Origin of the sequence: Streptomyces sp. NPDC006261, from assembly GCF_040613515.1 — a bacterium.
GTDB lineage: Bacteria > Actinomycetota > Actinomycetes > Streptomycetales > Streptomycetaceae > Streptomyces.
The window spans coordinates 1-2,020 of record NZ_JBEXSI010000149.1 but is presented as its reverse complement, the minus strand read 5'-3'; the positions used below and the strand labels follow the sequence as shown (position 1 = coordinate 2,020).

Here is a 2,020-nt window from a genome sequence, read left to right as displayed (position 1 = left end):
CCGAGGCGGGTGCCGGTGCCGTGGGCCTCCACGGCGTCGACGTCGCCCGGAGCCAGGCCCGCGTTGGCGAGGGCCTGGCGGATGACGCGCTCCTGTGACGGGCCGTGCGGCGCGGTGAGACCGTTGGACGCGCCGTCCTGGTTCACGGCCGTGCCACGGATGACCGCGAGGACGCGGTGGCCGTTCCGCCGGGCGTCGGACAGCCGCTCCACGAGGAGCACACCGACCCCTTCCGACCAGGCCGTCCCGTCCGCCGCCGCCGAGAACGGCTTGCACCGGCCGTCGGGAGCCAGCCCGCGCAGCCGGGAGAACTCCACGAACCCCTGCGGCGTCGACATGACAGCCGCACCGCCGGCCAGCGCCAGATCGCACTCGCCGCTGCGCAGCGCGTTGACCGCCAGGTGGATCGCGACGAGCGAGGAGGAGCACGCCGTGTCGACGGCGACCGCCGGACCCTCCAGACCGAAGGTGTACGCGATCCGGCCGGAGGCGATGCTGCCGGCGCTGCCGCTGAACAGATAGCCCTCGAAGCCGTCGCCGGGCAGATGCGGACGGGAACCGTAGTCCGAGTACATCAGCCCGGTGAAGACACCCGTCCGGCTGCCGCGCAGCTGGTCCGGGTCGATGCCCGAGCGCTCCAGGACTTCCCAGGACGTCTCCAGCAGGAGACGCTGCTGCGGGTCGGCGGCGAGCGCCTCACGCGGCGAGAGCCCGAAGAACTCCGGATCGAACCCGTCGGCCCCGTGCACGAATCCGCCGTGGCGGACGTACGACGTACCGACCTGTTCCGGGTCCGCGTCGAACAGGTTCTCCAGGTCCCAGCCACGGTTCTCCGGGAACGTGGAGATCGCGTCGACCTCGTCGTCGACCAGCCGCCACAGATCCTCCGGCGAGGAGACGCCGCCCGGGTAGCGGCAGGCCATGCCCACGATGGCGATCGGCTCCTGGGCCTTCTCCTCCACGTCGCGCAGCTTCCTGCGCGCGTCCCGGGCGTCGGCGATCGCCCGCTTGAGGTAGTCGCGGAGTTCCTTCTCGTCAGCCACGTGCGGTCAGCTCCCCAGTGTGTTGCGTGGAATGGCGTGCGGTGATGCCGGAGTGCCCCGGCTGTGGTGCCCGGTCAGTCGATGTTGTCGATGAGGGCGAACAGGTCCTCGTCCGAGGCGGATTCGAGATCGTCATGGCTGAGCTCCTCCCGGCCGTTGCGGTCCGTGGCATCGACGAGCAGCAGCAGCTGCCGCAGCCGGTCACCGATCCGGTCCTGCGCGGACTCGGCGGAGCGCCCGTCGGGCGCCGCCGAGCGGATCAGCTCCTCGATCCGGTCGAGTCCGGCGAGCACGTCGCCGGACGGTCCGGCGTCCTCCACCACGAGCTGACCGCGCAGATGGGCCGCGAGCGCCGACGGGGTGGGGTGGTCGAAGACGAGGGTGGTGGGCAGGCGCAGGCCGGTGGACTCGCCGAGCCGGTTGCGGAGTTCGACCGCGGTGAGCGAGTCGAAGCCCAGCTCCTGGAAGGCTCGGTCGGCGCCCACCGCACCCCGGTCGGCGTGACCGAGGACCTCGGCCACCCGGGCCTGGACCAGGTCGACCAGGAGCCGCTCGCGCTCCGGCTCCGGCAGTCCGGCCAGCCGCTCGGCCAGCGGCGGCCCGGCCTGCTCGCCACTGCGTGCGGCGGTTGGGCGTACGGCCGGCCGGCGCACCAGGCCGCGGAAGAGCGGCGGCGGCTCCTCGCCGCCGGAGCGCAGCGCCTCCAGGTCGAGACCGGTGACCGCCAGGACCGGCCGGCCGGTCAGCGGCGCGGCGTCGAAGAGCTCCATGCCCTCCTCCGGCGCCAGCGCCCGCAGCCCGCTGCGAGCCAGCCGCTTGAGGTCCGCCTCGGTCAACGAGCCGCCCATACCGCCGTGTTCGCCGTCCCAGAGTCCCCAGGCTAGTGAGGTGGTGGGGTGGCCGTGTGTGGTGCGGTGGTGGGCGAGGGCGTCGAGGAAGGTGTTGCCGGCGGCGTAGTTGGCTTGGCCTGCGGTGCC

Annotated in this window: 2 protein-coding genes; both read right to left on the bottom strand. The window is 73.1% G+C overall.

Annotation, left to right across the window (positions count from 1 at the left end; translation table 11 throughout):
* Positions 1-1,043: beta-ketoacyl synthase N-terminal-like domain-containing protein (locus ABZ154_RS34950; RefSeq protein ID WP_356838492.1), on the bottom strand; the 1,043-nt coding region annotated here is incomplete at its 3' end.
* A 74-nt stretch (positions 1,044-1,117) separates the two neighbouring features.
* A partial coding sequence (locus tag ABZ154_RS34945) for a phosphopantetheine-binding protein (RefSeq protein WP_356838490.1) occupies positions 1,118-2,020 on the bottom strand: 903 nt, incomplete at its 5' end.